The sequence below is a fragment of the Halocatena marina genome (genome assembly GCF_023276375.1).
Lineage (GTDB): Archaea > Halobacteriota > Halobacteria > Halobacteriales > Haloarculaceae > Halocatena > Halocatena marina.
The window spans coordinates 353,377-376,631 of record NZ_JALLPK010000003.1 but is presented as its reverse complement, the minus strand read 5'-3'; the positions used below and the strand labels follow the sequence as shown (position 1 = coordinate 376,631).

37 protein-coding genes, 1 pseudogene and 1 CRISPR repeat array (1 of these 39 running past the window's edge) are annotated in these 23,255 nt (G+C 54.2%); of the genes and pseudogenes, 20 read left to right on the top strand and 18 right to left on the bottom strand.

From position 1 onward, the window contains the following. Positions 1-20: 20 nt before the first annotated feature. The 4 genes from MW898_RS22645 to MW898_RS22630 all read left to right on the top strand — a co-directional run bounded on the left by MW898_RS22645 (position 21) and on the right by MW898_RS22630 (position 5,223). Positions 21-1,382, top strand: coding sequence for a ComEC/Rec2 family competence protein (locus MW898_RS22645; protein WP_248910528.1), 1,362 nt, complete (start codon positions 21-23; stop codon positions 1,380-1,382). A 293-nt stretch (positions 1,383-1,675) separates the two neighbouring features. After that, positions 1,676-3,343: a type IV secretory system conjugative DNA transfer family protein gene (locus MW898_RS22640; RefSeq protein WP_248910527.1), complete on the top strand. Its 1,668-nt coding sequence runs from the start codon at positions 1,676-1,678 to the stop codon at positions 3,341-3,343. A gap of 218 nt (positions 3,344-3,561) precedes the next feature. Next, a complete protein-coding gene (locus MW898_RS22635; protein WP_248910526.1) occupies positions 3,562-4,410 on the top strand; it encodes an SDR family NAD(P)-dependent oxidoreductase in 849 nt (282 codons plus the stop codon). Between the two features lie 138 nt (positions 4,411-4,548). Beyond that, positions 4,549-5,223: a hypothetical protein gene (locus MW898_RS22630; RefSeq protein WP_248910525.1), complete on the top strand. Its 675-nt coding sequence runs from the start codon at positions 4,549-4,551 to the stop codon at positions 5,221-5,223. A gap of 214 nt (positions 5,224-5,437) precedes the next feature. On the opposite strand, the gene MW898_RS22625 is transcribed toward MW898_RS22630, so the two are convergent. Continuing rightward, positions 5,438-5,605 carry a hypothetical protein gene (locus tag MW898_RS22625; RefSeq protein ID WP_248910524.1) on the bottom strand — a complete coding sequence of 56 codons (168 nt, stop codon included), beginning with the start codon at positions 5,603-5,605 and terminating at the stop codon, positions 5,438-5,440. 268 nt (positions 5,606-5,873) lie between these two features. Between MW898_RS22625 and MW898_RS22620 the strand changes: the two genes are divergently transcribed. Then, a complete protein-coding gene (locus tag MW898_RS22620; protein WP_248910523.1) occupies positions 5,874-7,256 on the top strand; it encodes an ATP-binding protein in 1,383 nt (460 codons plus the stop codon). Positions 7,257-7,379: 123 nt separating this feature from the next. Here MW898_RS22620 and MW898_RS22615 read toward each other — a convergent pair. From MW898_RS22615 to MW898_RS22600, 4 genes and pseudogenes are all read right to left on the bottom strand, one after another. Further along, positions 7,380-7,880, bottom strand: a pseudogene (locus tag MW898_RS22615) (Gfo/Idh/MocA family protein); the annotation flags it as partial. After that, on the bottom strand, positions 7,873-8,433 hold the full coding sequence (locus tag MW898_RS22610) for a PadR family transcriptional regulator (protein ID WP_248910521.1): 561 nt from the start codon (positions 8,431-8,433) through the stop codon (positions 7,873-7,875). The gene MW898_RS22610 and the pseudogene MW898_RS22615, both read right to left, overlap by 8 nt. Next, positions 8,427-9,209, bottom strand: coding sequence for a M14 family metallopeptidase (locus tag MW898_RS22605; protein ID WP_248910520.1), 783 nt, complete (start codon positions 9,207-9,209; stop codon positions 8,427-8,429). Before MW898_RS22605 ends, MW898_RS22610 begins: the two co-directional genes overlap by 7 nt. Next, positions 9,199-9,477, bottom strand: coding sequence for a hypothetical protein (locus tag MW898_RS22600; RefSeq protein ID WP_248910519.1), 279 nt, complete (start codon positions 9,475-9,477; stop codon positions 9,199-9,201). The genes MW898_RS22605 and MW898_RS22600 overlap by 11 nt, the downstream gene beginning before the upstream one ends. Positions 9,478-9,952: 475 nt before the next feature. Between MW898_RS22600 and MW898_RS22595 the strand changes: the two genes are divergently transcribed. Further along, positions 9,953-10,432: a hypothetical protein gene (locus MW898_RS22595; RefSeq protein ID WP_248910518.1), complete on the top strand. Its 480-nt coding sequence runs from the start codon at positions 9,953-9,955 to the stop codon at positions 10,430-10,432. Between the two features lie 25 nt (positions 10,433-10,457). Here MW898_RS22595 and MW898_RS22590 read toward each other — a convergent pair whose 3' ends face one another. The 8 genes from MW898_RS22590 to MW898_RS22560 all read right to left on the bottom strand — a co-directional run bounded on the left by MW898_RS22590 (position 10,458) and on the right by MW898_RS22560 (position 12,696). Continuing rightward, a complete protein-coding gene (locus MW898_RS22590) occupies positions 10,458-10,739 on the bottom strand; it encodes a hypothetical protein (protein WP_248910517.1) in 282 nt (93 codons plus the stop codon). A 66-nt stretch (positions 10,740-10,805) separates the two neighbouring features. Next, positions 10,806-11,147, bottom strand: a complete 342-nt coding sequence (locus tag MW898_RS22585; protein ID WP_248910516.1) for a DUF5615 family PIN-like protein — start codon at positions 11,145-11,147, stop codon at positions 10,806-10,808. Continuing rightward, positions 11,144-11,434 (bottom strand): DUF433 domain-containing protein, encoded by a 291-nt coding sequence (locus MW898_RS22580; protein WP_248910515.1) that lies wholly within the window; start codon positions 11,432-11,434, stop codon positions 11,144-11,146. Before MW898_RS22580 ends, MW898_RS22585 begins: the two co-directional genes overlap by 4 nt. Positions 11,435-11,686: 252 nt before the next feature. Then, entirely contained in the window at positions 11,687-11,827 is a 141-nt protein-coding gene (locus MW898_RS22575; protein WP_248910514.1) for a hypothetical protein, read from the bottom strand. Beyond that, a complete protein-coding gene (locus MW898_RS25855) occupies positions 11,824-11,958 on the bottom strand; it encodes a hypothetical protein (RefSeq protein WP_277999976.1) in 135 nt (44 codons plus the stop codon). The genes MW898_RS22575 and MW898_RS25855 overlap by 4 nt, the downstream gene beginning before the upstream one ends. Further along, positions 11,955-12,131 carry a hypothetical protein gene (locus tag MW898_RS22570; protein WP_248910513.1) on the bottom strand — a complete coding sequence of 59 codons (177 nt, stop codon included), beginning with the start codon at positions 12,129-12,131 and terminating at the stop codon, positions 11,955-11,957. Before MW898_RS22570 ends, MW898_RS25855 begins: the two co-directional genes overlap by 4 nt. Further along, entirely contained in the window at positions 12,128-12,373 is a 246-nt protein-coding gene (locus MW898_RS22565; protein WP_248910512.1) for a hypothetical protein, read from the bottom strand. The genes MW898_RS22570 and MW898_RS22565 overlap by 4 nt, the downstream gene beginning before the upstream one ends. Continuing rightward, positions 12,373-12,696: a hypothetical protein gene (locus MW898_RS22560; RefSeq protein ID WP_248910511.1), complete on the bottom strand. Its 324-nt coding sequence runs from the start codon at positions 12,694-12,696 to the stop codon at positions 12,373-12,375. The genes MW898_RS22565 and MW898_RS22560 overlap by 1 nt, the downstream gene beginning before the upstream one ends. 180 nt (positions 12,697-12,876) lie before the next feature. Here MW898_RS22560 and MW898_RS26130 point away from each other — a divergent pair, with 180 nt between their 5' ends. The 4 genes from MW898_RS26130 to MW898_RS22540 all read left to right on the top strand — a co-directional run bounded on the left by MW898_RS26130 (position 12,877) and on the right by MW898_RS22540 (position 14,384). Further along, on the top strand, positions 12,877-13,128 hold the full coding sequence (locus tag MW898_RS26130) for a FaeA/PapI family transcriptional regulator (RefSeq protein ID WP_248910510.1): 252 nt from the start codon (positions 12,877-12,879) through the stop codon (positions 13,126-13,128). Positions 13,129-13,139: 11 nt separating this feature from the next. Continuing rightward, positions 13,140-13,448: a type II toxin-antitoxin system HicB family antitoxin gene (locus MW898_RS22550; RefSeq protein ID WP_248910509.1), complete on the top strand. Its 309-nt coding sequence runs from the start codon at positions 13,140-13,142 to the stop codon at positions 13,446-13,448. Further along, complete coding sequence (locus MW898_RS22545) at positions 13,441-13,896, top strand: type II toxin-antitoxin system VapC family toxin (protein WP_248910508.1); 456 nt, start codon at positions 13,441-13,443, stop codon at positions 13,894-13,896. Before MW898_RS22550 ends, MW898_RS22545 begins: the two co-directional genes overlap by 8 nt. A gap of 173 nt (positions 13,897-14,069) precedes the next feature. Further along, positions 14,070-14,384, top strand: coding sequence for a transcriptional regulator (locus MW898_RS22540; RefSeq protein ID WP_248910507.1), 315 nt, complete (start codon positions 14,070-14,072; stop codon positions 14,382-14,384). A 324-nt stretch (positions 14,385-14,708) separates the two neighbouring features. Here MW898_RS22540 and MW898_RS22535 read toward each other — a convergent pair whose 3' ends face one another. Beyond that, positions 14,709-15,200, bottom strand: coding sequence for a cupin domain-containing protein (locus MW898_RS22535; RefSeq protein WP_248910506.1), 492 nt, complete (start codon positions 15,198-15,200; stop codon positions 14,709-14,711). A 136-nt stretch (positions 15,201-15,336) separates the two neighbouring features. On the opposite strand from MW898_RS22535, the gene MW898_RS22530 reads away from it, so the two are divergent. After that, positions 15,337-15,780, top strand: a complete 444-nt coding sequence (locus MW898_RS22530) for a DUF7124 domain-containing protein (RefSeq protein ID WP_248910505.1) — start codon at positions 15,337-15,339, stop codon at positions 15,778-15,780. Between the two features lie 205 nt (positions 15,781-15,985). Continuing rightward, on the top strand, positions 15,986-16,339 hold the full coding sequence (locus MW898_RS22525) for a hypothetical protein (RefSeq protein WP_248910504.1): 354 nt from the start codon (positions 15,986-15,988) through the stop codon (positions 16,337-16,339). Here MW898_RS22525 and MW898_RS22520 read toward each other — a convergent pair. After that, positions 16,320-16,646, bottom strand: a complete 327-nt coding sequence (locus MW898_RS22520) for a hypothetical protein (protein ID WP_248910503.1) — start codon at positions 16,644-16,646, stop codon at positions 16,320-16,322. The genes MW898_RS22525 and MW898_RS22520 overlap by 20 nt on opposite strands. A gap of 180 nt (positions 16,647-16,826) precedes the next feature. Here MW898_RS22520 and MW898_RS22515 point away from each other — a divergent pair, with 180 nt between their 5' ends. Next, a complete protein-coding gene (locus tag MW898_RS22515; protein WP_248910502.1) occupies positions 16,827-17,207 on the top strand; it encodes a helix-turn-helix domain-containing protein in 381 nt (126 codons plus the stop codon). Next, a complete protein-coding gene (locus tag MW898_RS22510) occupies positions 17,204-17,653 on the top strand; it encodes a type II toxin-antitoxin system VapC family toxin (protein WP_248910501.1) in 450 nt (149 codons plus the stop codon). Before MW898_RS22515 ends, MW898_RS22510 begins: the two co-directional genes overlap by 4 nt. Positions 17,654-17,730: 77 nt before the next feature. Here MW898_RS22510 and MW898_RS22505 read toward each other — a convergent pair whose 3' ends face one another. After that, positions 17,731-17,895 carry a DUF1931 domain-containing protein gene (locus MW898_RS22505; protein WP_248910500.1) on the bottom strand — a complete coding sequence of 55 codons (165 nt, stop codon included), beginning with the start codon at positions 17,893-17,895 and terminating at the stop codon, positions 17,731-17,733. Positions 17,896-17,948: 53 nt separating this feature from the next. Here MW898_RS22505 and MW898_RS22500 point away from each other — a divergent pair, with 53 nt between their 5' ends. The 6 genes from MW898_RS22500 (at position 17,949) to MW898_RS22480 (ending at position 20,791) form a co-directional block, all read left to right on the top strand. Next, positions 17,949-18,371, top strand: a complete 423-nt coding sequence (locus MW898_RS22500; protein WP_248910499.1) for a type II toxin-antitoxin system death-on-curing family toxin — start codon at positions 17,949-17,951, stop codon at positions 18,369-18,371. 2 nt (positions 18,372-18,373) lie between these two features. Then, positions 18,374-18,541, top strand: coding sequence for a hypothetical protein (locus tag MW898_RS22495; RefSeq protein WP_248910498.1), 168 nt, complete (start codon positions 18,374-18,376; stop codon positions 18,539-18,541). A gap of 87 nt (positions 18,542-18,628) precedes the next feature. After that, positions 18,629-18,757, top strand: a complete 129-nt coding sequence (locus MW898_RS25845; RefSeq protein WP_264556818.1) for a hypothetical protein — start codon at positions 18,629-18,631, stop codon at positions 18,755-18,757. Then, a complete protein-coding gene (locus MW898_RS22490) occupies positions 18,750-19,088 on the top strand; it encodes a hypothetical protein (protein WP_248910497.1) in 339 nt (112 codons plus the stop codon). Before MW898_RS25845 ends, MW898_RS22490 begins: the two co-directional genes overlap by 8 nt. A 584-nt stretch (positions 19,089-19,672) precedes the next feature. Next, positions 19,673-19,966, top strand: coding sequence for a hypothetical protein (locus tag MW898_RS22485; protein WP_248910496.1), 294 nt, complete (start codon positions 19,673-19,675; stop codon positions 19,964-19,966). A 384-nt stretch (positions 19,967-20,350) separates the two neighbouring features. Further along, the gene (locus tag MW898_RS22480) at positions 20,351-20,791 is read left to right on the top strand and encodes a DUF4231 domain-containing protein (protein ID WP_248910495.1); all 441 of its coding nucleotides are present in this window, start codon (positions 20,351-20,353) and stop codon (positions 20,789-20,791) included. Between the two features lie 205 nt (positions 20,792-20,996). Here MW898_RS22480 and MW898_RS22475 read toward each other — a convergent pair whose 3' ends face one another. After that, positions 20,997-22,214: an SAVED domain-containing protein gene (locus MW898_RS22475; RefSeq protein ID WP_248910494.1), complete on the bottom strand. Its 1,218-nt coding sequence runs from the start codon at positions 22,212-22,214 to the stop codon at positions 20,997-20,999. Between the two features lie 47 nt (positions 22,215-22,261). Continuing rightward, positions 22,262-22,429 (bottom strand): hypothetical protein, encoded by a 168-nt coding sequence (locus MW898_RS22470; protein WP_248910493.1) that lies wholly within the window; start codon positions 22,427-22,429, stop codon positions 22,262-22,264. 441 nt (positions 22,430-22,870) lie between these two features. Further along, positions 22,871-23,255: a CRISPR direct-repeat array (repeat unit 37 nt; unit sequence GTTTCAATGCCTTCGACCGCTCTGGCACAGTTGAAAT); it runs 235 nt beyond the window's last position.

Sequence of the window (23,255 nt, the reverse complement as noted above, 5' to 3'; positions counted from 1 at the left end):
ATATTATCGGAGAGATAGCGATGGAGAAACCAAACGATAGCAGGGATGAGGACCAACTTTGTGTCGACGTGATCGATGTTGGTCAGGGTGATAGTATCCTTCTCAAAGGTTCAGACGGGACAACTGTGCTCGTTGATTCCGGTCCGTGGTACAGCAGTGACCAGGTTCTCGACCATCTTGACAACCGCGACATTAACTATCTCGATCATTTTGTTACGACCCACTTCGATGCAGATCATATCGGAGGACATTCTGATGTAATCGAAGCGTATGGATCCGATCGGATTGGCACAGTTCATGCTCCTCATCAAGAAGGGGTTGAACCTCCGGACACCAAGGCAATGAATCAGTTTAAAGATTCAATGATCGAAAATGGCATTAAACCAAATCAGATAGAGGAGGGGGACTCGTTTGATCTTGGTGATGCCGAGGTCGATATTCTCAATCCATCTCAGGAAATCGATAGCACAGATCGTAATGAGAATAGTGTCGTCCTACAGGTTACTCAAAGCGATAACAGTGTCTTGCTTGCCGGCGATGTAGAGGGTGAAGCCGAAGAACGGTTATCTGGACAGTATCCCGAGCAGCTTAGTGCCGTTGACGTCGCCAAAGTTCCTCATCATGGAGCAGAAAATGGATTTGGATCTAACTCGCTTGCTCATATCGATTCGGAATCACTGATCATTTCGAGTAGTTTAAATAATCAATATTATCCAGATGAGAACGAATACGATGCCCATCCTCACGATGAGATGCTTGAACGCGTTCACGAACAGGTAGAGGACAGTGATCTCTACTGGACACCGTTCCATGGAACGACAAGCACGACCATCGACGATGATGGGATACAAATCGAGACCGCCAGAGGAGAGAGGACACTGTCAGCAGCAGACATCGTCGCTCTGAAATATTACGGGCGAAGCAATGACCTAGACAACGAGCAACTAACCGAAATCGAACAGATCGATTCTGCCGACCTCCCTGAAGAGATACCCAGCTGGGCCGAAGAGTCAGCTATCGTCACGACAGACCAGACGGTCGATGAAACGACGGAAGAAACAGCAACGCAGTCGGATGAGGAGTCGACGAGAAAACTGCCACAGACCGATGAAGAGCTATTCCAAGTGGTCCAGACATACGCCGACGAGAAAGACATGTCTGTCAAGGAAGTGCTCCAGTCTATGCAAAAACAGGCCGAAGAGGCCGTGCCAGCCACAGAGACTAACGCCTCCGAGGAGATAACCGAAGCAGGCGAAGAGGGCATCCGAATCCGTGAAGAGCTCCGTTCCATGACGATCGAGAATGGAACCGGTATGAGTAAGAGCGAAGGCACAGACACGCACAGCGATACGGGAATGGAAAAATCGCTATCCGACCGATAACAACTTCTTCAAATATATTGTCATTATAGGAGATTCCCTATCTGTCTCGACCTGAAAATCGTAGTGTTTTATTGGATAGTATGTAAGATGTGAACTATGTGCTGTTGTTTTGAAGCCGGCTCGTCGTGGGCTCGCGGATCCTCGTTACTGTCGGCCCTTGTCCTCTGTACCGAATCGGGCGATTCGCTCCGCTCGACAGTCCTCCATCACCACAGAATGAGCACGATGCGATCGAACCGACAGTATTGCCCTCTAGACAAATGTCCCAGAAAATGGGACTCGACCAATCACGTATGACAATATCTGATCACAATTCTCAGCTCTGGCAACGGGCTCTCAAAGGGATTCGATGGGGTTATGAGTGGATTCTCTTGCAGTTCCGGATGCGTCTCCGGTACTGGGCTGTACTCATCGTGATATGCTCACTACTGATCCCATGGCTCGGGTGGGATATCGGGATTGCACCGCTTGTTATCGGTGAAAAACATTCTATTGGACTGTTCTCGCAACCTGTCTTTATCGGTGTGGTAATCCACCCGGTAATTCTCCTCGTCGGGCTTGGGATACTCACAATCTACTGGCAGTTCGGTCAAACTGAATATCAACTACGTCACCAGCTCTATGAGGACATCATGCTTGTGCCTCTCTCGGATTCGGGGGAACGCCACGGTGACCCTCCCGGTTCGAAGCGGGCAGTCCAGCTCGAAATGGACCGTTCGGTCCTCGTACTTGGAGAAACTGGCAGCGGGAAGACCGAGGCCATTCGAGTGCTCGCTCATCAATTACAGGCTGAACCTGACGAGGCGTTTGTGATCTTCGATTACAAGCGAGACTACCAGACGTTCTTTACAGAGAACAACGTCGTTCGGCTCTCCTCACGCGACTCAACCGTGATTTGGAATGTCTTTCGGGAAATCGAAGAAGACGGTGATTATGATGAGATTGCCAAAGCAATCTTCGCGGGTGCAGAAACGGAGAATGATTACTTTACCAATGCTGCCTCACAGGTCTTTGCGGACGTACTGCGTCTGCTCCAACGACGGGCCACTCGACCGCTGACGAATGCGGATCTCGTCTCATTTCTCGACGGGGCTGACGTGGAACTCCTCCACAAGGGATTTGTAGCAGAAGATCTTTCGGCTAAAAAACACCTACCGGCGGGAGTAGAAGCAAGCAGTAATATTGTGTCAATCCTCGAAGAACGGGTTAAAGCGGTGTTTCGCGGCGACTTCGCCGATGCGGGGACGTTTTCGGTCCGTGAGTATATGGCCGATCCACGCGGACAGATCCTGATTCTCGATTTCCCAATTCAGCAGTCCTCCTCTGTCCAGCCGATTTTCCGATTATTAATCGACTGGTCGATTCGGTTTGGCTTAGAAGACGAACGTCCCTCGTACTACATTCTCGATGAATTCGCGGCGCTGCCCCAGCTTGACATGCTCGAACGGTTGATTAATGCGGGCCGTGCCTACAACTGCTATGCAATCTTAGGCGTGCAGGCGATTCCCCAGCTTCGTGATACCTACGGGAAAGATGGAGCCGACAGTCTTCTCAGTGGGTTGGCCCAAGAAATCCACCTCCGTGTCGGGCAGGGCTCGGTTGAGTACTGCCGCCAACGAATCGGCCGAGAACGCGTTGAGCGCAACGTTGGGCCGGATAATGAAGACGAATGGCTCGTTGAGGTTGACGAAAATGATAAGCGAGTGTTCGAAGACTACCCAATCGGTGAGGATACCCTCCAGAACTTCGAGGCTGGCCGAGGGATCGTCCACACTCCATCAGGCCGTCAGCGTGGCCGGCTCTATCTGCTTGAGGATATCGAGGGACGACTTCTTCCAGCTGACCGACTTGGACTCCGTGAGCGCGTCTGGCGGCAGTTCATCAAACGGCCTGCCCAACCATCGATCGAGGCTGATGAACGGCCACAGCTGGAAGGGACAAATGAAACAGACAATGCCTGAGATCCTCCCACACCTAATCGGGTAGACGCTCCGAGGAGTGTCTCGCAATCGTACGGAATCTCAGGACTGGCGAACGCTTTTGGATCGTTCCGCAACTGTTCTCTTCCAGCTCTAACTTGGGACATTAGTTTCGCTTCACTGTTTTCGCCGGTCTATTCCGAATATTGGATACTGTGCTATGAACAACACTTAACTGGCATCTTTGCCCGTGATAGCCTATGAAAGAGCATTCTCTCGTTGGTCAGACCGCGATTGTGACTGGAGGCTCTCGGGGAATTGGCAAGGTCATCGCTCATCGATTTGCAACTGAAGGCGCAATGACGGTTATTTGTTCACGTTCTGCCAACCGGATTGAGCCAGCAGCCGCTGAGATTGAACACGCTCTCCCTGATGACACCCCCGGAACGGTCCATCCTGTCGAATGCGATGTAACGAGTGCGAGCGATGTACGCGCATTAGTAGACGCGACCCTCGCGGATTTCGATGGAATTGATATTCTCGTGAACAATGCTGGTGGCGCACGGGGCAATGATGGAAAACTCCATACGGTCAGCGAGGACACGTGGGCAGACAATATAGCATTGAATCTCACCGGCCCGTATCTCTGTTCTCGCGAGGTCATCCCACCGATGGCCGATGCGGATGGTGGTTCCATTATCCATGTGAGTACGGCCAACGCAGCGATCGGTATCGGAGCGAGTGCATACTCGGCGGCGAAAGCTGGCCTCTATTCGCTCTCACGGTCGATCGCAGTCCATTACGGGACGTTCAATATCCGGTCAAATGTGCTCTCGGTCGGAACGATTCTGACTGAATCACGACGGGAGACACGAGAGGAGGCCGATGGCGATCCCTATCAGGAACTGTGCGATGAGACAGCACTTGGCCGTCTCGGACAGCCTGCAGAGATCGCTGACGCCGTGTTTTTCCTAGCCTCCCCCCGCAGCTCGTTCATCACAGGGGCGAATATTCCGGCCGATGGCGGACTCACTGCTGGTGTGAGTCAGGTGTTCCACCGCACTGCAAACAATATTGACGAGCAACCAGTCCGAGATGAGATCCCATAGTGTCGCTCGTGGGGGATGTATTTCAGCAAATCGTGGTTCGATTTCCGATTCGCAAGCGGATACGAAGGCCGATTGAACCGAGCAGTCTTCACTAACGGAACCGACCACTAGTCGAAGCCGAAATCGAGGATCCAGAAGATGACTGATCGAAAACGACTCACCGAAGAAGAAGCGCTGTTGTTCCTGTCCTTGTTGGGCAAGGTAACGGACGATTTCGGGCAGGCGTTTCAGGAAGCAAGTGAGGCAGTGTTCGGAGAAGACGCACCCCACGACTCCTTCGAAGAGAAGTGGGGTGCACCAGCAGGTCAGGTATATACTGAGCAGACACGCCGGAAATACCGTCGCTTCGTGGAACACGCGTATCTTACCGACGTTGATGACATCGACAAACGGTTGGCAGCGATCAGGGGTGCCAACCGTGCCACTGAGTCCCAGAACGAAGATGTAGATCTTGAGGATGCACTCGACGGACTGATTGCGGCAGTGAGCTACACCGATGACATCGATGAAGTAGACCTATCACGACGTATCGCCTCGTGCTATCAGGAGGTAGGTAGGAAGGCACCGAAAGAGCATTGGGAGGATCCACCGGCATGTTCGGTGTGTGGTGCGAAGAGTCCGCGGTACTACTTCGGACGGATGCAAGTACCCGACGCCGAGTCAGACGGAGAGTATGCGGAGGCTGATCGAGATGGTGAAGGCCACGAGGGTGTCCGGTGGACTGGTGACCACAGTGAGTACACTTACTGGGAATGTGCGAAGTGCTATGCAGCGGATGAAGGTGACCCTAACTCTGAGTCGTCACCTGAATAGTAATTTCTGCACACTGTAGAGTGGAGCTGTGGGATTTATGCTTTTTCACGTTCCGTCACTCAGTTTTCAAGCGAGTCGAGTTTACGGATGATCGCTGCATAGACATGGGTGCACAATACCACCCCTCATCAATCATCGCATCAATGGCTGTTCGTGCCTCATCGACATGGATTATGTCTCTTTTGAGAAAAAGTAGAATGATGTATCCCGTCCCTCAAGTCGTGACTCCTTCGGTCGCAGCAACATCTCGTCCATATGTTTTGTCCATCACAGCGACACCGTCATTGGACGCAGCACACGTGAGAACAGCGATAGCAGCATCACTGAGCTGTGTGTTCTGTTGGGGTCGAGACATAACTGGCGCGTTCGAAACTACAATCATATCGAACTGACGATGAAACCGGATTGAGCGCTGTCCGGTTGAGAATCACTAGCTACAGACAGCGAAGACTGTCAGATCAGTGACGCCACTATAGACGATACGATCTCGAAGTAACGATACTCATTAGGTAGCTGTCTGGGAGACCACCGAGTACTTGATTGTTAATATAAGACGCCACGAACAGATTCTCAAATAGCCAATTTTGAATTAGCCTATTCAGAAATAGGCTATTCGGAAGTATTATCTTCGATTGGGTTAGAGTAAGCGCATGGAACACTTCGTGAATCGGGAAGACGAACTCTCACGGCTACGGGGGTGCTACGAATCCGACGATGCCGAGATGGTCGTCATTTTCGGTCGGCGACGCCTTGGGAAAACACAGCTTGTCCAGCACTCGCTCTCCGACCGCGACGACGCCGTCGTCTATCAGGCTACGGAAACCACTTCCCAGATACAACTCGACGAGTTCGTCGACGTGACGTCCGAGACCTTCCCTGGCATCACGCAGATCAAACAGGACTGGGAAACGCTGCTCGGATACCTCGGTGACCAAAACGGGATTGTGGTCCTCGACGAATTTCCTTACCTTATCGACGCCGACGAGAGCCTTCCGTCAGTCATCCAGCGGTTGTGGGACCAGCGGTTTCAGAACACCTCGGGAACGCTCATTTTGATCGGGTCGTCGATCAGTATGATGGAAGAAGCAACGCTTCTGGGGAACAGTCCTCTGTACGGACGATTCACAGAGAAGCTCGACCTTCGGCCCCTTGACTTCACCGCTGCACAGGAGTTCGTTCCGGATAACGCCTCGACTGAAGAGCGGATTTTCACATGGGGAATCTTTGGTGGTGTCCCCTACTACCTCGACAGCGTCGGTCTCGGTCGGGAGCTCGGAACAGCACTCACCAAGGAAGTGCTGTCCCAGAAGGGATATCTCCACAACGAACCGGAGTACGTGCTCCGGACTGAACTCACAAACCCGAATCGGTACTTTGCAATCCTCACCGCGATTGCCGCGGGGAAGACGACATCGAACGAGATCGCCCAAGCGGTGGGGATTGATGGAAAGCAGATATCGACATACACCCAGAAATTAGAACGTCTACGGCTCATCGAGCGTGAGGTCCCGATCACCGAAGAGAAAGCGAAGTCACGCCGCGGACGCTATCGGATCTTGGATTCCCTATTTCGCTTCTGGTACCGCTTCGTCTACGGCAAGGAAGATCGATACGAACGTCTCGGTGAGGATGCCTACGAGGCGGTAATTGAGCCAGAACTCCCCGACTTCGTTAGCCAGGAGTTCGAGAAACTGTGTCAGAATGCTTTGCCGAAGCTGTATCCGGAAGAGATGTTCCTCGATATCGGCCGCTGGTGGTACAAGGAGCACGAGGTTGACGTCGTCGGCTTCACCACTGGTGGGACGATGGTCGTGGGGGAATGTAAGTTCACGAATAAACCACTCGACTACAGTGCGCTCGCCTCACTCGAAGACCATGCTGCGGAAATACGATGGACGCCAGACACTAGCAACAGCAACAAGGAGTACGCGTTGTTCACACGCAGCGGCGCAACACAATCCGTACGGGAAGCTGTGTCCAAGCGCGATGATCTACAATTGTTCGATCTGAGAGACATTACACAACACGTCTGAAAACACCATCTTGAAAGTAGAGAATTCCGCCCTTCAGGCCGGGTGGGAATGCGACAATGTACGACACAAACCACGAGACGACGATCGACTGACCCCCGAACGTTTAGATTGATTTGGTTCACGCGTGAACCACGAGCCTCGGCCGGGCATCCCACGTCGGCGCACATACGTCGCTTCGATGTGATACACCTCACCGAACCGTCCCTCTCGAAGATATTCCATGAGCACCTGCACGGGGTGTGCAAAGCGGTTGTGGAAGTCGACCATACAGACCAGCTCGGACGCCTGAGCGACCGTTGCAATGTGCTCTGCGCTCTCGAGGGTATGCGCGAGTGGCTTCTCGATGAGTACGTCAAGTCCGGCGTCACGCGCGCCGACGGCGTACGCCTCGTGGTGCCGGTTCGGCGTCGTAATGATCGCCACATCGGCGTGCTCATACAACGCTCCATAGGTTCCGTAGGCCGGCGCACCGAACTGCTCTTCAAACCGGTCGCGTGCTGGTGGTGCGATATCCATCCCGCCGGCAAGAGTGATGTTGTGCTCTGTGGCAAGTGTGGTGAGATGCTCGACATGGAACCGTCCGATGGTCCCAAGACCGACAATACCGATCGTGTGCTCACTCATTGGTGCGCACCTCCGTCGCAAACTGCTCAAGTGCGGCTCGATCGAGGATCACCGGTCGTTGACAGCGAAGACAGTCATTCACCGGTGGGACCACGGCTGGAGAATCGACGAGGACTGGTGTTTTCATCTCGCAACCGGGGTGTGGACAGACAACGCCAAAGCAGAATCTGTCGGTGGGCGGCTGTGTCAGACCGTGATCGGCCGTAAATTCGGTACAGCGCTTGGCCTCCTCACTGATTGTTGTCCCGAAAATGTCGATCTTCACGTTCTCCGCAATCCAGGTGGCGTAGGCCCGGAGCAGGTGTTCGCCGGGCGCTGTAATTTCATAGTGGTTTGCCCGCCCGGTGAGCTCGCTTTTCTCGATCAGTCCGCGCTCGATCAGCGCATTCATATTCGAATACAGTCGACTGCGGGAGATCCTGATCGCCCAGCGCTCCTCAAGCTCAGATTTAAGGTCTAGACCCTTGTGGGGGCCGTCACCGGCCACGACGGCTAAGAGATCGCGCTGAAAGCCCCGAAGTTCCGGACATGGATGCGGGTCGTGGGCTACCATTGATCGATCAACTCGGCTGTATACCCGAAACGCTGGTCGTACCCGTGCTCGGACACCAGAACGGGATAGCACGACTCCGTGGCGGTTATCTCCTCGCCGTCGACGGTGGCAACCACCGCCCCTTTCTCGACGCGGTCGAAATTCTCAACGTGAACTTCATATGAGCCGCCGTCTGGTTTCGGGATCAACCGCTTGAGCGAGAGCACTGGAAGCGCCCGCTCGCTCGGCTCGCTTCTATCGGAGAGTGCGCCCGTGGCAGCGAGGAACTCCCAGACGAGTTGTTCGGCATTGTCAGCCGCCTGCTCGGTACCCTGTAAGCCACATTCGACCTCGACGACGTCGACGTGGTGAACGAGTGCGTGCGGGAACTCATCAGCCGCCTCGACGACAGCCGCAACTGAGAGCTGTGGACAGATCGTCTCAGCGAGTGGCCCCGACTCATCGACGATCGCGAACGGCCGACCGTCCGACTGTGTCGAATGCATCGAGAGGGTGGTGCAGCCCTCTAACTCCGCCTGTAGTCGATATGCCAACCGGGGTTCGTATGTCTCGGCCGCTGGATCGCCGGGGAACACCCGATTCAAATCAGTGTCGATGTAGCGGACGTGTTGCTCGACTGCTGGCTCGTTCGCGATGATGCACTTCACCGGTTTCTGGACGTCAGGATCTTCGTCGAGCAGCGCTTCGATCGCGTGGACGCCACACAGTTCATCACCGTGAACAGCGCCAAGAATCGCGAGCTCGGGCTCGCCCTTACCGATGTGTTCAATGCGCATCGTCACTCGTCTCCGTGGTCGTGGTTGCTGTGCGAAACAGCGTGATCTGCTTGAGTGCGCCGTAGCGCTCTTGGAGATCAGAGGCTGCCAAATCACGCTGAAGTCGTTGTGTTGGTGGCTGTGTCATCGTCGATGGCGTTTCTGCCGTGGGGTCCCCCCCGAGGACGAGGGCTGTATACAGCCACTCGGTGCTTCGTCGATCGATCGTGTGTGGATAGTCGGTGTACGGTTCGTCAGACTGATGGCTCTCGGTATGATTGTTTCTCATTGCTGTCTTAGCAGGAGACAGCGGCGTTGGGTGTTGTGACCACCCGACGCGTTTCAAAACACGCGTCTGCCGCGCTCCGTTGGGGTATTCTGACGGATCTGTGGTAAATGTTACTACCTCTCGTAATGGCGACTTACCACGGTGAGCGCCAGCAATCAGTGATGATGGAGAGGAGATACGCCGCACGCTTGTCATTATTCATGGGAGTGGACCGACATCGATACTCGTCAGTCAGCCTCACTATTGTATCGATCCTCAAACGCTGTTTGTTGGTGAATTGAGTCGTCTATCGGGACTTTCACGACGATACCATAGACACCTATTTAGTTAGATGGTTCGGACAGTGATAGCATGACACAAAGGAGTCGATTGCACAATCGAGATCGTATGTTCCGTATCTGTCTCTTTCTCGGTGCAGAAGCCCTCGATCAGGTGTTTATCTACGACTACTCGACGCGGTCTCAGCTGGCGACGAATGAGTGAGGAGCGTCGTGAGATCACGTTTGTGATCGACGAACCGCCCTATTCCGATGCGAATTATCGGGCGTATCTGAAGCCTATGACGTACTCGGATCGAGATGGAAAGATCGAGGGGCTGGGTGAGACGGAAATGGAGGCGATTAGCAGAGCCGCCACACACATGGATCAGGACAATACGCTGCGTGACGTTGCCCGCCTCGGAATACGCCTCGGGGACACGGATGGGATGCTATTTCGAACAACGCTTCGTGCGTTCGCCCAATCGCGACACGAGCCATACACGCCAGAGAACCTGCAGTTCGTCCGCGAGGAGCTCAGCACGGAGTTCCCTGAGAGAGACCGGGATGCCATCGATTCGTTTCTCCGGCTGTTCCGCACGTCGCTCACGATCGAGGATGCCGACTGGCTTCGGGTAGTCGAACAGCGATTACTCAACACCTATCGCACGCAGATGGTGCTCGTTCATGACGAGTGAAGCCCTCTGCCGATCGACCGATGGATTACTCAGTGAGGCGCTCTGTAGCGGCCAGACAGGAGCCGCAGACCGTCCAATCAGCCCTGATCTGCACCTGTGTTAATGAAAATTTTTGTTCGCTGTCTTCACAGGTGTATACCTCGTCCCTACCGGATGACACGAGCGTCTTTTGTTTAGCTCTGTTCACCATTCTCGCATCTCTAAGGAGCACTCGATCAAACCCAGTCGACACAGAGACAGTCGGCTCGATTTCGTCGTCCTCGCGATCGTAAACACGTTCACCAATGGCGAAAGCTGCAGGCTCCATACGGTGTGGAGTCACAGTACTGCATCTTAAGCCTCCAACCGTTTGCGTAATCGATTGACACTCAGATTAGATCCAGCCGTTGGGGACGTAGACGATCTCATTTCTGAGATCCTCCGGCTGGAGAATACTCAGGGCGTTGTGAACGGCGCGAACGAGGTCACTTCGTGGGATGCGCTGGTCTTCGTAGAAGATGATGCCAGCATGGTTGTTCTGATCGACAAATGGCTCGGAGACGAAATCTTGGTCATTGGTGAGAATCACATAGTCGTGCTGGTGGGCGTAGTTGAGGAGTGGCTGATCCTGCACGCCAAGGAGATCGGTTTCGTAGATGGTGATCGCATCGAGACCCTCACTCCGAAGTGTGGTCGCGACTGCTTGAGGGACGTGCTCATCAGTAAGAATCTTCATGCCGTTTCCGTGTGCCGGTAGTGCTCAGGATCGAGCTGTTGTTGTTGGGCACGTTGGCCCGCTGCCCGTTTCTGCTCGCGCCAGTGCTGCATTTCCTCGGGATGCTCGTAGTAGTACGCGAGTGCGTGATGGATATCGGCGAGATCGAGTTGATAGTCGGTCGCGACGTCCTCCGGCCGGTCACCCGTATCGATCACTCGGGCAGCGATATGGAGAACACCGATGCGCCGCCCATCGATCCGTGGCTCCCCACCGAGCGTGTCGTCGGTTGAGACGATAGCAGTCATTGGCGGTATGTATGTGGTGCACCTCCTTTATCATTTCTCGTCGAAGCACTCGAATCGATTGGGGGAACCTTGAGAGTGAGCACTCGTGCGCTCGCCTTCGAAGCGATTCCTGGCTACTTACCGAGAGTGAGTGTGAAACAGCACTGCGACGAACTGTGAGAAGTGAAGTCGACCCGTCGTGAGACGATTCGATCGTGTTTTTTGTTGTAGCGAGCCACTCCCATTCAGGACAGACAGACCGTCACCGATCAGTTACTGATGGTCGCTGCCGGAGACGGTGGTGTCGCTTGCGACCCACTCGCCTGTGTCTGCGGGCTCGTCGGTATCTTCGTCAGTGCTGTAGAGGACGTGGCGACCGTCGTCAGTCTGGACCTCTTTGACGTCGTCGCTCATTTGAGCTTCCCGTTCTGTACAACGCCGTTTTTGAGCGTATCGAAGCCAGCATCGGTACAGTTCGGACAGGGCATGCCCATCGGTGCGTGTTTGCACTCGCACTCATCGTCATCGGGTCGAGTTCGGCTCATCGATCACCCTCCCGTGGCGTGACGGTCCAGTCACGGCGGACCTTCCACGCGACGAACAGCGTGATAATAGTCCAGAATCCGTATCGGACGAGGAGCACCAGTCCGACGATAACAATGAGCGTGGCCCCGAGCTGCCCGAACGTTCCGGTGAGCCACGGAATGAGCGCCGTCATTTGCGTTCCCCCGTGATCTCTCCCTTCAGACACCCTGTGCCGTAGCTTTTGCTCTCGTCTTCGAAGAGGAACACCGCCGCGATTTCAAGACAGTCTTCCTTCGGCCGAGTGCACTCCCAGAGTTCTTTCCGGTACTCGTTCCTGAAGTATGTGGCCGTGTTCTCCATCGGTGCACCACAGTCACACGTGTAGGTGCCCGTCGAGCGCTTGGACGTGCCGAAGAGCGAACTGAGGATGCTCATTACGCCTCACCCGCGGTGACTGCGTTCCCGAGTTGGTGGGCAAGGTGTGCGAATGTACTTCCGCTGTAGACGTTGGTTTCGTCCCAGCCACCGAGTTCCTGCTCGACGAACGCCATCCAGTCCTTCAGCGGACGGTCGTTGAGCGCCTGTGTTTGCTCGGCTCCATCGTCGATAACGGTCACACAGTCACGAATCCGTGAGAAGTCGTGCTCGCGCCCATCGGTGTCGATACCGATCATGAAGGCGTCGGATGCGTGATCAGCACGCTGGTCATCGTCAGTCGATGCATCGGCTTTAACTGCCGTCGTTGTTGAGTGCGACATGGTTGTCGGAGTTCATCCAAGACAACCGGCCTGCGTGCTCCAACACGCGGGCATTCTTCTGTTGAAAATACCCCAAGAGGCCAGTATGTCTCTATCCAATTGTAGTGCTGCCATAGGAATAAAACCCACCATTTGCCGTACGGCAATAGGCTTATTACGCTCGCTGTCGTAATGATTTCCGTGAGTTCGGGAGAGCGAAAGCGCAACCAACAGGGACAATATGTGGAGACAGTCACGCTCGATCGCGTGCTCGATGTAGTTAGGAGTGCGAGTGATCCATTCATGGCGACAGGCGATGTGGCTGATGCCCTCGGCTGTAGCCGGGAAGCAGCACGGTTGAAGCTCACCGAGTTGCATGAACAGGGACAGATTGAGCGCCGCGATGTGCGTGGGGCTGTCGTGGTCTGGTGGCTTCCAGCAGCGACTAACTGAGAGGTGATAGAATGAGTACAACGAGACAGATCACGTTAACAGAGACGCCTGACGGTCGGTGGACAGCGTACGACACCGCTACCCATGCGGTCACGCAAGGTCTCACTCGTGATGAGGCGCTTGAAAAACTCGACGAAGCGGTCGGACAGATTGCAGAGCGTGATAAGCAAACCGAGAGCAACGAACAGCCGTCTGAAATCACTCTTGATGACCCGCTGTTTAGTGGCGGACCAATCATGAGCGTCGGTATGGGCGATGAGACGATCGATGATGTCCTGTACGGTCCTGTGGAGGACGCGGACACCCAAGACGATGAATAACGCCGCTCACGCCGCCCATCCGTTGTTTATCGATACGAGCGCGTTCTTTGCCCGGTTTAACGACCAAGACGACCACCACCAGCAAGCGACAGCTGTGTTCGACGGGATCAGTTCGGGCAATCTCGCGTATCGTCCTCTGTATACCAGCGGATACGTCCTCTCGGAACTAGCGACACTCACACTCCGGAAAGACACCCACGCCGGGGCCGTTGAGGCGCTTCACCGAGTCGCCGATTCCCCGAACATCACCGTTCTCCATCCCGATGCAACAGCGTTCGCAGCAATTCGGCACGAGTTCGGGAGATATTCCGATCATCAAATTTCGTTCGTCGATCAGTCCTCAGCAGTCCTCGCCCGCGAACACGATATCACTCGTATCTTCGCGTTCGATAGTGATTTTGCAACCCTTGGGCTGACGCGTGTTCCGGTCGATACCGGTGGTACGTGAGCACTGTTGTGGGTATCTCTCTTGTCCCATCTATGCAGGTGGACTCTGGCTGTTCGTGCTGCCCCCGCGATCACTCATATTCCGTTTCTCCAGTACTGGGCGTATGCGGCCCTCGGCGTATCGGTCATCGTTCACGGCATCGGATCGTATCTCGTGCTGCAGAGGGTGTAACAATGGAGTTCGACAAACTCGTTCACCAGCCGACCTGCCTCCGCATCTTTGCACATCTGTACGCGAACGGGAAGCCGAGCTTCACCGATCTCACGGAGGAGTTAGATGTCATCGGTGGAAACCTCAGTAGACACCTCCAGAAGATGAAAGACGCAGACTGCGTCACGGTCGAAAAACAGTTTGTTGATCGCATGCCACAGACGACTTACCACCTCACGGGAACAGGGCGTGAGACGTTTGAAGCATACGTCCGAACGCTCGAATCGCTCGTCATGATCTCGATATTTTGCATTCGTGATTGCTGTTTCTCTGGGTAGAGTAGATTGCTGAAATGAGGAAATTTGAATACTGTCTTGTGACACGCTCATCTCGATGTCTCATCACCTGAACGCTGAGTACACGAGTGAGCCACGGACCAAAACATACACTATGTGATGTTGCTCGCCTTGGAGTACGCCTCGGAAACACGAATGGCACGCTATTTCGTCAAACTATAGAAGAGCGCCGGGGGTTGTCAACAATGCGTTTAAGGAAGCTGGATTGATGTGAACACACGGATTCCATCCTCTTCTGCGTGATTTCGGACGCTGAGGCTAGACTGTAGTGGACCACTCTCCGTGCCGGCACGTTGGGGCGCCGTGTCACATCTCAGTGTCGATTTCCGCGTCACACTCGGGACACTGGAGCTGTATCTCTCCGTCGTTTAGCATGACTGCCAGCACGTCGCTCTCTTCGCATTCCGGACAGGGCTGGGGAACGCGCCCCTCCGTAGGTCCTCGTGGCGCACCGAGTGCCAACGCGACGACCGGGGCATCACCCTCGTTGCGACCCTGCTGAAACTCCCCTGGCGCGAATCGAACGACCTCACCAGCACGTACCTCAATATGCTCGCTGTCAGCAGTCGCTTCGGGTTTCGTCTCGAACGTTGCCGTACCGTCGAGGATATAGAACACTTCCTCCTGATCGAGGTGCGTGTGAATCCCGGGCGAAAACGCTTGGCCGGGATCGAGCGCGTAGTAATTGATCGCCAGCTCGCTCGTGTTGAGTGGCTCTGCAAGCCTGCGCATATCGAGACTACTCTCCCCACCGCCCGGTACCATCGGATCGATGTCGTCGATTGTGATTTTCTGCATCCATCTTTCATCTCGACTGGCAGGTGCATGAACGCTTGGTCCACCAGAGGGGAGACTGATTCAGACGATAGGACAGAGGGGAACGGGACAAATCTGTCCCCGAGCGGCTTTCCCGTGCGAGTCCGAACGACCGAGTATGAGCATTGATGGTAACAGTAACAGGGGTGCGATGACGCTCGCGTTCTCGCTCTCGGCTGTCGAGCGACTTGAGGACTCCATGGCGGTGTTTGAAGACGCTCAGAACTGGAGCCAGCACGTTGGCGTCGTCGACAACGACCTCGACGCGGTTGAAAGGGCCGTCGAGGAATATGGGCTCCGGCAGGACTTCGACCTCGACGACCGCGACAAGTGGCTCGCCTTGGAGGAGATACGCGGGGCGACGCCCACGCGACGGCATGTGTATGTCGGAACGGCCGGGGAGGACCGCCGGGTGTCCACCCACCTCGGCTGGGAGTTCGTTTCCGTCACTGAGGCCGCCGAAAAGGCCGGATGGGCCCTCTCCGATGGAGAATCCGAGGGCGGAGTCCTCACTCGCCTCCGAAAGGCTGTCTCGGACGGGCTATTTCCCATTCGGCCCTGAATGACCTCCATGCTGAATATGTGCGTTGGATTCATCAGGACGAGTCTTGACAATACTCAGGTAAATATCCCTATTCTACTGTGTTAGAGAAGAGCCCTCCGGAAAGTGCTCGATCAGACTAGAAAATAGAGATGTCGGCCTGTCGTTAGACGAGTCGATCGTGTTGTTTGTCGTAGGTATGGTCACATCCCCGTTATAGCATGCAGTGGCCGCCGCCGTCCATGGATCGGAGCGAGCCACTCCCATTCAGGACAGACAGACCGCCAACGATCAGTTACTCCTGGTCGCTGCCAGAGACGGTAGCGTCGCTGGCGACCCACTCGCGGGTGTCTGCGGGCTCGTCAGCGTCTTCATCGGTGCTGTAGAGCACATGCCGGCCGTCGTCAGTCAGGACCTCGGTGACGTCGTCGCTCACTTGAGCCTCCCGTTCTGTACAACGCCGTTTTTGGGCGTATCGAAGCCAGCATCGACACATTCCGGACAGGGCATGCCCATCGGTGCGTGTTTGCACTCGCAGTCATCGGGTCGAGTCCGGCTCATTACGCCTCACCCACGGTGACCGCGTTCCCGAGTTGTCGCACAAGGTGCGTGAAGGTGGAGCCCGAATAGACATTAGTCTCGTCCCAGCCACCGAGCTCCTGCTCGACGAATGCCATCCAGTTCTTTAGCGGACGGTCGTTGAGCGCCTGTGTTTGCTCGGCTCCGTCGTCGTCGATGACGGTTACACAGTCACGAATGCGTGAGCAGTAGTGCTCGCGCCCGTTGGTATCGACACCGATCATGAAAGCGTCGGATGCCTGATCGGCGCGCTGGTCGTCGTCGGTCGATGCGTCGGCTTTAACTACTGCCGTCGGTGAGTTCGTCATGGTTGTCGGAGTTCATTCAAGACAACCGGCCTGCGTGCTCCAACACGCGGGCATTCTTCTGTTGAAAACGCCCCAAGAGGCCGGTGTGTCCCCGCCACTTGCTACGCACCAATAGGATATAAAATTCCCCATTTGCTGCGCATCAATAGGGTTATAGGGCTAGCGAGCGACACTAGAGCTATGAGTAATAGTCGTGAACGCAACGACCGTGGTCAGTTCGTTGAGACGATCACACCAGCAGCTGTCGTTGATGTTCTTCGTCGGGCAGAGACGCCGGTCGTCACTGCGAAGGAGGTAGGTGAAGAACTCGGGTATACGTCCGAAGCCGCACGGCAGAAGTTGCTGACGTTACTTGATGAGGGAACCGTCGCTCGTCGGAAAGTTGGCGGGGGTGCAGTGGTGTGGTGGCTCACGGCGGAGTCTCCCCCAGTCTCGACAGCTTTCGATCCGGACGATCCGTTGTTTGCCAATCCGCCGACGTTCGCGAGCGGGGTGAGCGATGTCTCGCACAACGTTGATGAGTATGTCGCTGATGCGGTTGCGAATAACCATGATCCATGAGTGAGCGGGGAGCCACGCCGCTATTTATTGATACAGGCGGTCTCTATGCCGTCTTCGATGAGGATGATGCTGAACACGCCCGTGCACAGGCAGTGTTCGATGCGATCCGAGCTGGTGAGCTCGCGTATCGCCCGATCTACATGAGTGCGCATACACTCTCAGAACTTGTGACATTGATTCTCGCTCGCACTGGCACCGCTGTTGCCGCTGAGGTCCTCCAGACCGTCCGTACCTCGCCGAATGTGACAGTGCTCCACCCCGATGCGGTGGCGTTCGATGCTGCCTGTGAGCAATTCGAGCAGTACGATGACCACGATATTTCGCTTGTCGACCATCTCACCGGCGTGCTCGCCGATGAACGAAATGTCGAGCACGTGTTTGCGTTCGATAGTGATTTTGCGACGCTTGGACTCACTCGTGTGCCTGTCGATACGGGTGGACCATAATTCTCCACGTCGTAAGTCGATTGACTGTCACGAGGGTACGTTTCAGGCAAAATCAGTAACCGTGTGTGACTACCTGTTCAGAGATCGCGTGCTTGGACAGTTTTGCGGGTATTCTCCTCAGCACGCCGCGCTGCTTCGTTGAGGAGCTCGTGGACCTCCTCATCGAGGGCGTCGTAGAAGTCGCCCGAGACGTTGCCGTCGATTGCGTCTCTGACTGCTGCTTTGACAATGAGATCTGCCATACCCGCTTTTTCCAACCAATGAGCGTTAAAACTGGTGATTTCGTCGTCCAGCAATGGATCACGTCTGCTTCGTGAGTGTCCCCGGCAACCGTGTTCGCCGTTCTGATCGCCACGGGGACAGACACGAGGTTGTTGTCACCAGCGATACGGAGACAGATCCGGGAGTGAAATCACCGGGGGATATTGAGTTTGCGGTTGACTATATCTCGAAGGGATACTACGGGAAAGCACCCGAGACAATCCATGAGAAAACTGCGCATCTAATGCGGTTGATTGCTGGCGGGCATCCGTTCGTTGATGGGAACAAGCGAACGGCTTTGAATACGGTCGAGTTGTTCTATCGACTCAACGGCTACCACTTCGATTACGGTAGTGAGGTTGAGGACATGCTCGAAGATATCGCCCGGAACGCTGAGAACGTCGATATCGGTCGCATTGTAGCATACCTAGACGCCCACGCAGCGAAGAACACATGACGATGCAAGACGAACACCGGCCAATGACTTCCACCACCCGCGATGAGGAACTGGTTGCAGCGATCAAAGACGCATCCACTCCAGAAGAGCGCCGGAAGGCAGTGCGCGAACTGGCCAAGCGCAATATCGAACGTCACCAAGGTGTCTACGACCGACTCGCTCGCAAGTGACAAAGAAGTGTAGTTCAATCGCTAATTTTTACCAAATTCGTTGATTGATAACGATCGGCACGCTTTGCGTCATCGCCAACGATGTAGGTGGAAACGAGTTCGGAGAGTTTTGCCGGTAGACTCGATGAACCGATCACGGTCGGTGAGACGGTCTATAAAGACGGCGACATGCACCAACTCGCTGTTGACGATAAAGGGATGAACGACGATGAGTAATACACGGCCATGCCCGGACTGCGGCACGGAACTAGAGCATGACGTGATCACCGAGACCGGCAACGAGAACGCCACGACGCACTACATGGGCTGGTGGTGTCCGGAGCACGGTGGCCATATCGAGTGCGACGCCTGCGATCAACCGCACCATCCCGATTACGTCTGTGCCTCAAAGCGATCGGCTCGCTTTGCGGAAACCCGAGGGATGGGCGTCCTCCCGAATGGCACCTCGATCGAGATTGAGGACTGTTATGATGTCGGGAACACACGCGACGTACCGACAGGAGGAGAGCTGTCGGCACTGTGGTGGCGATCTCGAAGTCTTCCTTGAACAGACCCAAGAGACCACCCCACCAATCGGGCCGGAGTGGCAACCGTCCGCCGAGTGTTGCACCCAGTACGGCAATGGCTGTGAGCATCGTCAGCTCTTCGGCGAGCACATCGAGCTGGGTGAGGAGTGGACGATTACACGAATCGACTGAGCAACCCATGTCACCGTGTAAGCGTTTCAGCTGCTCGTTTTCAACACCTACCTACTCAAAACCCGAGAGCGGCCGCTGAAGCGATGTGAATCGTCCGAAGCCCATGGATCGGAGTTCGTCACCAATTGGGTTCTATAAGGTGGATTTCTGGGTGCTATCCCTATTCGAACTGACCGAGTGCTGTGAGCGCAGGATACCGATACCGAGTCACGGAGCGAGAGGAGACAAGGCAACTGACACTGGGGGCATCGAATGACTGACGACCCAATCCGTGCCGTCGATCTGTTTTATGGCACTGGAGAGAACGCTCCCCATTGCTGTGTTCGGTGCCTTACCGATTACTGGCACAGTTGAAATACCGGAAGCAAGCTATTGCTACGCCATCCACAGGGAGTTTCAATGCCTGGGTCAGCTTTGGCGCAGTTGAAATGGTATGGAAAATTCGGCCGAGAGCATCAATAAAGCTTTCTCCGTCGGTCTCTCAGCCATCATCGATCGTGGACCCCCGCTGTACACGGACTTTATAACGGTCCGCGAAGTCATCGAATCCACAGTCTTTCTTCGCCTCTCCAGCCAAATCGACCACTTTGAGCACGCCCGACGACCCATTCGAGAGTATTCACTGTCCTTGAGACCGGAGACATCCGAAGCATTCGCCAGTGTCGGTTCAAGTGCACCGCCACCCATGCCATCGACCTCGCCGATTCTGTTACTTGTGAACGAGTGATCACGTCCGGTGATCGCTAGTTTCGACTTCGACCAGTCGGTTGATGGGCAGGGACCGGTATTGATCATCATCAGTGCGGCATAATCAGCGACTCAACGAGCGTGCCGAGCGTTGAAGGTGAGTTAGAGCGGTTGAAATGAGGTCATGAGATGGAATCCAAGCATTCGCTAAAGTGACACCCGAACTGTAATGATATAGGCATGCAAGTATCAATGATAAAACGGATGGCAGAATTACTTAACTCTCAGAAACTGCAGCAAGAGCACGGCTCCAATGTTCTATCAATTGCATTAGATAGCCCCTCACGTGAGATTGGTGAGGTTTTGAACACTCGCTGGACCGTAACCGAAGAAAACTCGATTCTGTGAAACAGGTGGCAAACTAATGGTTGAAAACTTTGACGAGTTTTATGATGAATTCTACGAAGGACAGTTTAATTGGTACGATCAGAAAGCGAAACGGAATAAGATTAGACACCGTGCTATGAAGGTCACTCAGATTGTCTTGGCTGCCACGCTTCCCGTTTCCGTCTCGGTGTTTTCGGTGACGATGAATCCATATTGGCAGCACGTGATTACTGCGGCATCTGTCCTGCTCGTTATCTTAGAAGCACTCGAATCCTTTTTGAATTATCAAAAGAAATGGATGAATTATCGGACAACCGCTGAAGGTCTCCGTAGAGAGGGTCATATGTTCAGAACGAAAACCGGAGAGTACGAAGATGCTGGCGCTCCTGAAGAGATCTTCGTTGATCGAGTATTGGCTCTGACCAGCCAAGAGAATCGCTATTGGGAAATCACTACGCGGAAGTCACAAGAAGCCTAACTATACTATTAATCATAAATATATTTTTTAAAACTGTATCAACGACCAGCTGAAGGGGGACATCGATCACCGTGGTGCTTTCTGGGGAGAACACACAAGACAGCGACTGGATAGATTGCGAGAGAGAGAGTATTTGCTGGATAGAGGGCACGGTCTAGATAAGATCTACGGGGGAGATGATGTGGTCGTCTTGCTGATGAGCTGTCTACTTCAATAAGGCCGCAGGGCGATATGTTCTTTCTCCGTCCGTCGTCTCCAAGAGATACGTCTGGATCGAGGGGAATGTATTGCTTTGCTGTCCGTACAAGAACACGAGACCTGCTGGAGCTGCCATGAAGAGATGTATTGTCGACGTGGCCGAAAGCTCGTTTAGCGCCGACTGGACCTCTCGTTGAAAGAGACGAGCGGCATGTACAGCCTCAGGAGCGCTGAGTAACGATCCAATATCGTCACCGAGTGAGAGTTCTAGAACTCCGGCAAAATCAGGAAGCGTTTGTTTGGATCTCCCAACGACTGCGTTTACCTCATTCGTGCCGCTGACCAGAACTGCCAGATCAGAACCCGCGATATCATTCACATGCAGGTCACCATCAAACCCACTTTCCTGCTCATCAATGTGGAGGCTCCATGGTTCCTGTTTGCCATTGCTTTGTTGCAGCCAGGTCGCGTCTATCCCTCTTGTCGTCCGGAGACACCGTCCCAGTGCAAACGCAGCTGGCAAGTGGGCTTGCCCGTGGACATGGACCGATCTCCCAGGAGCTGCTCCCTCCAAGATGTCAATAACCCTGTGCAGTCGTGGGATAAGGCGTTGGTTCCAAAGACGAGGTGCAGGAAGTCCATCTTTAAAATGCGATGACCAATCGATTGTAACTACCGGTTGAGTAGCATACGAGGAAGAACCGTAGGTATTGAGGGAACAACCGAGCGGCTGGTCCGCATCGAGTTGTTTATGGTTGAGACGGATCCGTTCGGTAAGAACCGCTGTAGCGACGTCATCGGCCGCTACTGGCGTGTCAGCCTTCGATCCTAATTTAATTTTGTTCCAATTGGAGAAATCAAGTACTGTCGGCGACTCAGAGAGAATTTCACTGGCATCGTCATACTCAACCCCGGGACAGAGCGCGACAACGACGAAGAACTGTTGCTCGTTTTTCCAGCGGTTATGTAGGTGGGGGAGCTCTACTTCAAGGATGAATTCGGAGTCGAAGACATCATCACTCACCAGTACAATACCACCAGCGAGTTCGGAGTTCTCAACTTCTAATACCGTTCTAATCTCGTCCTGGGTAGGTTCGGGCTTCAGATCGGAGATATCCTGCCAGGTCCGTATCCCGTACTCATGCAGTGACTCAACGAGAAATTCGGCGACATCGTCCTGATTCCGACGATAGCTGAAAAACATTTTTCCCGTCAGGTTAGTCATATTCGTACACCGTCGATCTAAAGAAACTGTTATTGGTGTTTCACTGACTATCTTTCGGATTCGTATCCCGTGTTCCCACGGTGTAGTCGTTCAACGTCCCCTTCACGGTGGAAGACGTAGGCATTTACTGCGACCTCATCGGGAGGCGTTTCGCCAATCACAAGGAGGATTGGATCGAGACAATGATACGTCTCATCTTCTGCGATAGAGTGCATTTCAGCTTGGTCATCACCACTCGCTCTAGATGATACTGATGGGAGGTAGTGCCATACACCGGGTAATGAATTCTTAGGTGTTCTCTGGCTGTTCGCAGCCACTCGTCTTCCTAATCGTCTCTCCAAAAAAAGTCGTCGGGCTGTGAGTTGGGCGGCGTGTTGTTACACATGGTCAGTAATATTCTCACGAGAGACGGTTACAGCCGCTCCTTCCGTTCTCTCTGCTGGAGTACGTACTCTCGCCGGTGGCATACGATATCGCGAGTGCGAACACGGACTTATTCGCTCTCGATGTGCTTGCGCTGTTGGGTTGGTGCTCTCGCTGCTTGGCGCTCCTTCTCTTGTATTGTTCGATTGAGAGTGTAATCGTATGCTCAGACTGTTTCTGAATGGGTTGGAGAAATCTGTCGAAGAATGGTTAGAGCACGCTCCTCGTTGTCGAGTTCGATGCCTTCGACCGCTCTGGCACAGTTGAAATCTGCGGCGAAACGTTCCAGAGAGAAGCACTCGGACCGGTTTCAATGCCTTCGACCGCTCTGGCACAGTTGAAATCGAAAATGGAACTCTTGATGACTATGTTACCCGCTAGTTTCAATGCCTTCGACCGCTCTGGCACAGTTGAAATGCGGTCTGTGGTCGATATCTCGGTTATATCGAGGTGGTTTCAATGCCTTCGACCGCTCTGGCACAGTTGAAATCTCTGATCGATTTGGGAAGTCGAACAAGAGGACGTGTTTCAATGCCTTCGACCGCTCTGGCACAGTTGAAATCAAGCAACGGGGGCGCTAGCTAACCAGAACGCTCCGTTTCAATGCCTTCGACCGCT

Excerpts from the sequence above, each read along its gene's own strand:
- MW898_RS22645 (WP_248910528.1), top strand. The coding sequence starts at position 21 with ATGGAGAAACCAAACGATAGCAGGGATGAGGACCAACTTTGTGTCGAC.
- MW898_RS22640 (WP_248910527.1), top strand. The coding sequence starts at position 1,676 with ATGACAATATCTGATCACAATTCTCAGCTCTGGCAACGGGCTCTCAAA.
- MW898_RS22635 (WP_248910526.1), top strand. The coding sequence starts at position 3,562 with ATGAAAGAGCATTCTCTCGTTGGTCAGACCGCGATTGTGACTGGAGGC.
- MW898_RS22630 (WP_248910525.1), top strand. The coding sequence starts at position 4,549 with ATGACTGATCGAAAACGACTCACCGAAGAAGAAGCGCTGTTGTTCCTG.
- MW898_RS22625 (WP_248910524.1), bottom strand. The coding sequence starts at position 5,605 with ATGATTGTAGTTTCGAACGCGCCAGTTATGTCTCGACCCCAACAGAAC.
- MW898_RS22620 (WP_248910523.1), top strand. The coding sequence starts at position 5,874 with ATGGAACACTTCGTGAATCGGGAAGACGAACTCTCACGGCTACGGGGG.
- MW898_RS22610 (WP_248910521.1), bottom strand. The coding sequence starts at position 8,433 with ATGGTAGCCCACGACCCGCATCCATGTCCGGAACTTCGGGGCTTTCAG.
- MW898_RS22605 (WP_248910520.1), bottom strand. The coding sequence starts at position 9,209 with ATGCGCATTGAACACATCGGTAAGGGCGAGCCCGAGCTCGCGATTCTT.
- MW898_RS22600 (WP_248910519.1), bottom strand. The coding sequence starts at position 9,477 with ATGAGAAACAATCATACCGAGAGCCATCAGTCTGACGAACCGTACACC.
- MW898_RS22595 (WP_248910518.1), top strand. The coding sequence starts at position 9,953 with ATGAGTGAGGAGCGTCGTGAGATCACGTTTGTGATCGACGAACCGCCC.
- MW898_RS22590 (WP_248910517.1), bottom strand. The coding sequence starts at position 10,739 with ATGGAGCCTGCAGCTTTCGCCATTGGTGAACGTGTTTACGATCGCGAG.
- MW898_RS22585 (WP_248910516.1), bottom strand. The coding sequence starts at position 11,147 with ATGAAGATTCTTACTGATGAGCACGTCCCTCAAGCAGTCGCGACCACA.
- MW898_RS22580 (WP_248910515.1), bottom strand. The coding sequence starts at position 11,434 with ATGACTGCTATCGTCTCAACCGACGACACGCTCGGTGGGGAGCCACGG.
- MW898_RS22575 (WP_248910514.1), bottom strand. The coding sequence starts at position 11,827 with ATGAGCGACGACGTCAAAGAGGTCCAGACTGACGACGGTCGCCACGTC.
- MW898_RS25855 (WP_277999976.1), bottom strand. The coding sequence starts at position 11,958 with ATGAGCCGAACTCGACCCGATGACGATGAGTGCGAGTGCAAACACGCA.
- MW898_RS22570 (WP_248910513.1), bottom strand. The coding sequence starts at position 12,131 with ATGACGGCGCTCATTCCGTGGCTCACCGGAACGTTCGGGCAGCTCGGG.
- MW898_RS22565 (WP_248910512.1), bottom strand. The coding sequence starts at position 12,373 with ATGAGCATCCTCAGTTCGCTCTTCGGCACGTCCAAGCGCTCGACGGGC.
- MW898_RS22560 (WP_248910511.1), bottom strand. The coding sequence starts at position 12,696 with ATGTCGCACTCAACAACGACGGCAGTTAAAGCCGATGCATCGACTGAC.
- MW898_RS22550 (WP_248910509.1), top strand. The coding sequence starts at position 13,140 with ATGAGTACAACGAGACAGATCACGTTAACAGAGACGCCTGACGGTCGG.
- MW898_RS22545 (WP_248910508.1), top strand. The coding sequence starts at position 13,441 with ATGAATAACGCCGCTCACGCCGCCCATCCGTTGTTTATCGATACGAGC.
- MW898_RS22540 (WP_248910507.1), top strand. The coding sequence starts at position 14,070 with ATGGAGTTCGACAAACTCGTTCACCAGCCGACCTGCCTCCGCATCTTT.
- MW898_RS22535 (WP_248910506.1), bottom strand. The coding sequence starts at position 15,200 with ATGCAGAAAATCACAATCGACGACATCGATCCGATGGTACCGGGCGGT.
- MW898_RS22530 (WP_248910505.1), top strand. The coding sequence starts at position 15,337 with ATGAGCATTGATGGTAACAGTAACAGGGGTGCGATGACGCTCGCGTTC.
- MW898_RS22520 (WP_248910503.1), bottom strand. The coding sequence starts at position 16,646 with ATGACGAACTCACCGACGGCAGTAGTTAAAGCCGACGCATCGACCGAC.
- MW898_RS22515 (WP_248910502.1), top strand. The coding sequence starts at position 16,827 with ATGAGTAATAGTCGTGAACGCAACGACCGTGGTCAGTTCGTTGAGACG.
- MW898_RS22510 (WP_248910501.1), top strand. The coding sequence starts at position 17,204 with ATGAGTGAGCGGGGAGCCACGCCGCTATTTATTGATACAGGCGGTCTC.
- MW898_RS22505 (WP_248910500.1), bottom strand. The coding sequence starts at position 17,895 with ATGGCAGATCTCATTGTCAAAGCAGCAGTCAGAGACGCAATCGACGGC.
- MW898_RS22500 (WP_248910499.1), top strand. The coding sequence starts at position 17,949 with ATGGATCACGTCTGCTTCGTGAGTGTCCCCGGCAACCGTGTTCGCCGT.
- MW898_RS22495 (WP_248910498.1), top strand. The coding sequence starts at position 18,374 with ATGCAAGACGAACACCGGCCAATGACTTCCACCACCCGCGATGAGGAA.
- MW898_RS22490 (WP_248910497.1), top strand. The coding sequence starts at position 18,750 with ATGAGTAATACACGGCCATGCCCGGACTGCGGCACGGAACTAGAGCAT.
- MW898_RS22485 (WP_248910496.1), top strand. The coding sequence starts at position 19,673 with ATGGAAAATTCGGCCGAGAGCATCAATAAAGCTTTCTCCGTCGGTCTC.
- MW898_RS22480 (WP_248910495.1), top strand. The coding sequence starts at position 20,351 with ATGGTTGAAAACTTTGACGAGTTTTATGATGAATTCTACGAAGGACAG.
- MW898_RS22475 (WP_248910494.1), bottom strand. The coding sequence starts at position 22,214 with ATGACTAACCTGACGGGAAAAATGTTTTTCAGCTATCGTCGGAATCAG.
- MW898_RS22470 (WP_248910493.1), bottom strand. The coding sequence starts at position 22,429 with ATGCACTCTATCGCAGAAGATGAGACGTATCATTGTCTCGATCCAATC.